The sequence below is a fragment of the Stenotrophomonas sp. YJH_SMC_25 genome, assembly GCF_059369595.1.
In genome coordinates this window covers 78,837-85,318 of sequence record NZ_JCAFSV010000017.1, presented here as the reverse complement: position 1 = coordinate 85,318, position 6,482 = coordinate 78,837, and the positions used below count along the sequence as shown (strand labels likewise).

Here is a 6,482-nt window from a genome sequence, read left to right as displayed (position 1 = left end):
GGCTGGGCTGGTGGAATACATCCAGTACTACAACCAGGAGCGCATCAAACTGAAACTGAAAGGTCTGAGCCCGGTAGAGTACCGGGAGCGGGCCCAATCGGCCGCCTGACCCCGTCCAAGTCTCGGGGGTCACTTCATGGACGGGTTTACGGCGTCTCCCGCAACCGGACCCACCCCGCCAAACCACGGAATGCCCGCTGTTGCTGTTGCTGTTGCTGTTGCCTTTGCTCCGGCTCGTAGCGGGTGCAGGGCGCAGCCCTGCAGAACACCCCCTACTCCTGCGGATCGCGGGTGATGTGGATATCGGTCGGGGTCGACAGCGGAATGTTCCGCTCCGCCAGTATCTGCAGTAGGCTGAAGTACAGATCGCTGCGGGTGGCGTAGACCTGCCGCGGGCTGGCCACGTACGCGAAGCTGTTGATGGTGATCTGGCCACCGGCAATGCTGTCGATGTAGACCGTCGGCGCCGGCTGCTTCAGCACGTTGGTATGCGCGGTGTACGCATCCAGCAACGCCTGCCGCAGGTTGCCGACATCGGTGCTGGGCGGCACCGCGAACTGGATCTGGATGCGGCCCTGGTTGTTGCCCATCGTCATGTTGCGCACGGTTTTGGTGACCAGCTCGGAGTTGGGCACGATCAGCGTCGACTTGTCGCCCACCTGGATCTCGGTCGAACGCAGGCTGATGCGGCGGATGTCGCCCTCCTGGTCGCCCAGCTTCACCCAGTCGCCGATCTTCACCGGGCGCTCGGCCAGCAGGATCAGGCCGGAGACGAAGTTCTGGGTGATCACCTGCAGGCCAAAACCGATACCCACTGACAGCGCACTGACCAGCAACGCCAGCTTGCTCAGCTGCAGGCCCATCGCGCTCAGCGCCCAGATCACCGCGATGATGATGCCCACGTAACGGGCAACCGTACTGACCGAATTGCGTGCGCCCAGATCCAGTTCGGTCTTGGGCAGGTAGGTGTCGGTCAGCCAGCGCTGCACCAGCTGGGTGATCGCCAGGCCGGCCAGCAGCGCCAGTACCGCCAACACGATCCCCGCCGGTGCCAGCTTGGTGCCACCGATATCGAATCCGGTCGTGAACAGTGAAGTGAAGCGCTCCACCACCGCGCCGATGTTGCCGAACGGCGCCACCAGGGCAAGCAGCGTGAGCAGCACGACCACGGTACGCAGCGCCGCCGACAGCAGCACGCCGGCCTGCTCCAGCCGCGATACGCTCAGGCCGGTGCTGAGCAGGATGGTCTGGCCAACCTTGCTGTCGGCGTTGAGCATCCAGGTGCTCAGGTCATCGACGAACTTGAACAGCAGGGTCGCGGCCAGCACCACGATGCTGCCGCCGATCAGCTGCTGGTTCACGAACTTGGCGAAGTTCAGGTAGCCCAGCAATGTGGCAATGATGGCCGCCACCACCGCGATGTTGCCCGCTACCCGGGCCAGTACCAGCCAGCTGCTGCGACGCACCGGCGTGGCCGCGCCCACGCCATCGGCCTGTGCCTCCAGCTTGGCCTCGGCCTCGGCGGTCTGCCGGCGATGCAGGCGTGCCAGGGTCACCAGCATGGCCATGATCAGGCCGAGGTAGGTCAGCGCAATCAGGCCGTCCAGCGCCACCGTGGTGACGTCGCTGGTACGCGTGGCCTGATCGAGGGCGACCAGCACCGTGCTCAGCCAGGCCAGCGCCGCCGCGCCCCACGCGTACTTGCGCAGCTTGAGTGCGGCGGTGTCATCCAGATTCAGCAACCGCCACGACGGACGCTTGGGTACCAGCATGCACGCGCTGAGCGCCGCAATGAAGGCGGCGCGGAAGGTGGCCGTCTCCAGGCCGTCGGCCACCACCTGCAGGCGCGGCGCGATCGCATCGATCGCATCGAGCGCTGCCATCAGCACCACCACGGCATAGCCGGGCAGCAGCGTACCGACCAGCAGCAGCCACATGGCCAGGCCGGAGCGGCGCAGGCGACCGTCCGGCGCACGCTCGGACGCCGCAAAGCGCCGCCCCAGCCTGCGCAGCCACAGCCGCAGCGGGAACATCATCACCAACGCGGCCAGCAGGCCCAGCAACGGCGTGCCCCAGCCATTGGCCCGGACACCAGCAACAAACGTATCGCGCCCCTGCTCGGCCAACGGCGCGACGCGTGCGATATCGATCGGCAGGCGCTCGGCCACCTTGCTCCACAGCGCCGGAGACAACGGCGAGGCGACCTTCTTCCCCATGTCTTCGGCGCGTTGCGCAGTGCGCTGCTGGTCGATGTCGGCTGCCAGCTGCTGGGCACGCACGGCACTGGCCTTGGCCTGCGCTACCGACGCGGCCAGGCCGTCGCGCTGTTTGGTGATGGTGCGTCGTTGCGCGGCCAGTTCCGGCGGTTCGGTGGTGCCTTCCGCAGGCGTGCCCAGCTGCGCCAGCTGTTCGCTGATCCGATCCAGCTGCGGCTGCAACGCCTTCTCCAGCGCTTCGGCATCGCGCCGGGCCTGCGAGGCATTCTCGGACAGCATCGCCAGTGTCTCGATGGCCTCTGCATCGCCCCGCTTGCGCTCGACCTCCTTCAGCCTGGAATCGATGTCCGCCAGTTGCTGCTTCGGCGTGGGGTCCTCATCCTGGGCCAGCACCGGTGCGGACAGCAGGAAGGCAGTGCACAGCAGCAGGGCCAGCCAAGGCCCCCGTGCACGGATCGATCGCAGGAAAGAAGACACGCCAGCCACACCGTTTCGCGCGGACCACCGCGCCTGCGCGCGACTATACGGCACAGGCGGTAAAGGCTGGATGGTGGCTCAGAGGACCACACCCACCGCGATGGGAGCTTCGAAGGGGTGAAGGCGCGGGGTGGTCACGACGGGGCGATAACGGCCTGGCGATTGCGGCGGGGTGATCGTGGCCGGGCGAATCGACGGGGTAGAGTCGACTGTTAGTCGACTATCGCGCGCAGCGCGGGCTTTGGCACAGCGTCCAGCGAAGAGCAGTCGACTAACAGTCGACTCTACCCCATCGGTTCACCCCGCCCACGTTTCCGCGCGCACGCGCGCCACGTCGGCGAAGTCAGTACTTCAGGCGCAGCTCTTCGACGGTCGGCTGCTGCAGCGCGTACCAGTCCTGGAACTCTTCCTCGGTGATCTCATCGGGCGCGTACACCGCCACCGGGTGCCAGTCGTGGTCGGTGGGCAGCGGCTGGCGCGGGCCGGCACGCAGGCTGTAGCTGACGCCCTCGTAGTCGACCAGGTCATCAACCTGCGGCCATTGCTCGCGCGCGAACGCGGATTCACTCTTCAACAGGATCACCTGGTACATCGGCACCTCCACCTCGGTTGGATCAGGAAAACACGGCGCTGGCGGCAGCATACCGCCACGCCGGTGACAACGGGCACGCCGCAGCGGCGACGGAACGTTCTGGACACGGCCATCGCCCCGGCTTCACCCGCCCATGGCAAGGCCATCGGCATCGTGGAGGCCCCCCCTGCCACGACCGCCGATGACCGACCACCCGCCGCTGAAGACCGTCGCCGACCTCAAGCTGCCCCGCTACCTGGGCACCTGGTACGAAATCGCACGCCTGCCGATGCGCCACGAGCCGGAAGGCTGCACCGATGTGTCGGCGCACTACACCCTGCTCGACAACGGCAACGTCGGCGTCACCAACCGCTGCCGCATGGACGGCGACGTCGAGGAAGCCACCGGCGAGGCCTGTGCCGTCGACAACGACAGCGCGCGCCTGGAGGTGAGCTTCCTGCCCAAGGGCCTGCGCTGGTTGCCGTTCGCCAAGGGCGACTACTGGGTGATCCAGGTCGCTCCGGACTACAGCGTGGCGCTGGTCGGCAGCCCGGACCGCAAGTACCTGTGGCTGCTGGCCCGCGAACCGCAGCTGGACGCCACCGTGCAGGATCATTATCTGGCCACCGCCCGCCTGCAGGGCTTCGATCTGTCCGAACTGATCCACACCCCGCACACCGGTCGCCCCACAGCCTGAGCCGCCCACTCATGGACCTGAAGAGTGGCTACCCCTGGTGGGCGGTGCGCAACGGCCTGATCCACGCCTTCCCACCGCTGGAGCGGGATCTGCGCTGCGACGTGCTGGTGGTCGGCGGCGGCATCACCGGTGCGCTGATTGCCGACGAGTTGTCCGGGCATGGCCACGACGTGGCGGTGATCGAGCAGCGTGACATCGGCTGGGGCAGCACCGCTGCCAGCACCGCGCTGCTGCAGTACGAGATCGACACCCACCTGCTGGAACTGGCCCAGCGCTATGGCCAGGACGCCGCGGCGCTTGCCTATCGGGCGTGTGCGGAAGCAATCCCAGCGCTGGGCGACGTGGCACGCGGGTTGAAGGACGTCGATTTCCAGCGCATGGACAGCCTGTACCTGGCCAGCCGCCATCGCGACGTTCCGCGCCTGATGGCCGAAGGTGAGGCGCGGCGCAGCATCGGTCTGGATGCCCGCTGGCTGGGCCCGGAGGCACTGCAGGAACGCTTCGACGTGGACGCAGGTGGAGCCCTGCTCACGCGCCAGGCGGCGCGGGTCGATCCGTATCGGCTGACCTATGCACTGCTGCAGCGCCTGCGTCGGCGCGGCGGCCACGTGCATGACCGCACGGTGCTGCACAGCCTTGATGCCACTGCGCGCGGGGTGACCGCCCGTACCGAAGACGGTGCCACCATCCGCGCACGCCACGTGGTGCTGGCCATGGGCTATGCCAACCAGCGCTGGCTCAAGCAACGGGTCGCACGCAACCGCAGCAGCTACGCCTTCATCACCGATCCCATCGATGCGGACGTGCTCGGCCGGCTGCGCACCACCATGGTGTGGGAGAGCGCCCGCCCCTACCTGTACCTGCGCGCCACCGGCGACCGTCGCCTGCTGGTGGGCGGGCTGGACGACGCCATCGACATCCCCGCCCGCCGCGACCGGCGCGTTCAGAGCAAGGCCGACAAGCTGATGAAGCAGCTGCTGCATTGGTTCCCACGGCTGGACCCGGTGCCGGCGTTTTCCTGGGCCGGCACCTTCGCCGAAACGGCGGACGGCCTGCCGTTCTTCGGCCCGCACGATCAGTGGGGGCCGCGGGTGCACTTCGCCATGGCCTACGGCGGCAACGGCATCACCTATTCGATGATCGGCGCGCAGCTGCTGCGGGCCGGGATCGAGCGGCGGGCGCATCCGCTGGCGGGGCTGTTCGGGTTCGGGCGCTTGTAGCCTGCAGCCAGGCATGGCCTGGCTCTACCGCGAGCGGGCGCCGACAGGCATCATTCAAGCAGCCCCTGCTAGCGTCGGCCTGTACCGCCGCGTGTTGCGCGGCCATCTGTCCGCTGGAGCACCGTCATGATCCGCCCCCTGACCCTGCTGCTGTGCCTGGCCCTGCCGGGAACCGTGCTGGCCCAGTCCGCCGCCGGCGCCACCGCGCCGCAGGCTGCCGGCCTGGACCTGACGCTGCCGCAGGCGCCGATGCGCTACCTCAACGACCCGGCCCTGCAGCAGGATCCGCCGGGCACGTACTACGGTGACAAGAGCGGCCCGCGCGTACACGACGACGCGAAGATCGCCGACGTCACCGACGACAAGGTCAAGGTATCCGGCAGCTTCACCACCGGCATCGGCTATTCCAAGAACGGTGGCAACAGCCACTACAACGCCGCCACGCTGAACCTGAGCAAGAACTACACCACCGATGAGGGCAAGACCCACGGGGTCAACGTCAACATCCACGTGAGCGAAGGCAAGGGCCCGGGCTTCTTCGGCCCGTACGGCGGCTACTACGGCCGCGGCCCGGGCTATTGGGATTACCCGCCACCGTTTGGCTGGTAACGCCCCGCGCCGGGTCTGGGCCGACCAAGGTCGGCCACTACCGCTGCGTACGCTTGGTAGGTGTCGACCTTGCATGTGCCGGTGGGTGTCGACCTTGGTCGACACGCTCTGCATTCCGTGCCGGCCAGCGGCCGGCACCTACCCGCACGCGAATCAATCCAGCCAGCCATCGCGCTCGCTGTGCAGGATGCGGCCGTCATAACCGCTCAGGCGCACCTCCACCTTCTGGTTGCGGGCATTGCGGGCTTCCAGTGACCAGGTCGCACCATCGCGTTCCAGCGAATGGATCTCGCGCAGGCCATGCGCCTGTGCCCGTGCCAGCACCTGCTCGGTGGTCAACAGCGCGCGGCTGCTGTGCTCATCGAAGATCTCGCCGGTCTTCGGGTCCACGTAGACCTCGCTGAAGCGGCCATCGGCGCGGCTCACGTCAGCCTCCCACAGGCCATCATCGCGTTCGATCTCGTGGATCTGGGTGTAGCCGGCCTTGCGCAGGGTCTGTTCAACCTGGGCCATGCCCAGCGGCGCAGCCTGTACGGCCGGCGCGACGGCCAGCAGGACAACAGTGGCGAGGGTGAGTGACTTCAACATGGGGGTTCTCCTGTTCGTGTTCGTGGCCGGACCATCCCGGCAACGCCACAATGCACCCCGTGGTTAACAGCGCCTTAGCCGGCACTGTTAGCCAGCTGTTAGTC

General features: G+C 67.5%; 7 protein-coding genes. 4 read left to right on the top strand and 3 right to left on the bottom strand.

Going from position 1 to position 6,482, the window contains the following annotated elements; genetic code table 11:
• The coding region (locus tag AC5P7E_RS18810; protein ID WP_495205392.1) for an IS3 family transposase at positions 1–109 on the top strand (109 nt) is incomplete at its 5' end.
• Between the two features lie 163 nt (positions 110–272).
• On the opposite strand, the gene AC5P7E_RS18805 is transcribed toward AC5P7E_RS18810, so the two are convergent.
• Together AC5P7E_RS18805 and AC5P7E_RS18800 are read right to left on the bottom strand one after the other, a co-directional pair.
• Entirely contained in the window at positions 273–2,702 is a 2,430-nt protein-coding gene (locus AC5P7E_RS18805; protein ID WP_050426961.1) for a DUF3772 domain-containing protein, read from the bottom strand.
• Between the two features lie 334 nt (positions 2,703–3,036).
• Positions 3,037–3,285, bottom strand: coding sequence for a hypothetical protein (locus tag AC5P7E_RS18800; protein ID WP_006474562.1), 249 nt, complete (start codon positions 3,283–3,285; stop codon positions 3,037–3,039).
• 181 nt (positions 3,286–3,466) lie between these two features.
• Here AC5P7E_RS18800 and AC5P7E_RS18795 point away from each other — a divergent pair, with 181 nt between their 5' ends.
• The 3 genes from AC5P7E_RS18795 (at position 3,467) to AC5P7E_RS18785 (ending at position 5,790) form a co-directional block, all read left to right on the top strand.
• Positions 3,467–3,961 (top strand): lipocalin family protein, encoded by a 495-nt coding sequence (locus AC5P7E_RS18795; RefSeq protein ID WP_005411362.1) that lies wholly within the window; start codon positions 3,467–3,469, stop codon positions 3,959–3,961.
• 11 nt (positions 3,962–3,972) lie between these two features.
• Complete coding sequence (locus tag AC5P7E_RS18790) at positions 3,973–5,181, top strand: NAD(P)/FAD-dependent oxidoreductase (RefSeq protein ID WP_012481468.1); 1,209 nt, start codon at positions 3,973–3,975, stop codon at positions 5,179–5,181.
• A gap of 126 nt (positions 5,182–5,307) precedes the next feature.
• Entirely contained in the window at positions 5,308–5,790 is a 483-nt protein-coding gene (locus AC5P7E_RS18785) for a hypothetical protein (protein WP_005411364.1), read from the top strand.
• A gap of 153 nt (positions 5,791–5,943) precedes the next feature.
• On the opposite strand, the gene AC5P7E_RS18780 is transcribed toward AC5P7E_RS18785, so the two are convergent.
• Positions 5,944–6,378: a PepSY domain-containing protein gene (locus AC5P7E_RS18780; protein WP_114618982.1), complete on the bottom strand. Its 435-nt coding sequence runs from the start codon at positions 6,376–6,378 to the stop codon at positions 5,944–5,946.
• Positions 6,379–6,482 lie beyond the last annotated feature (104 nt).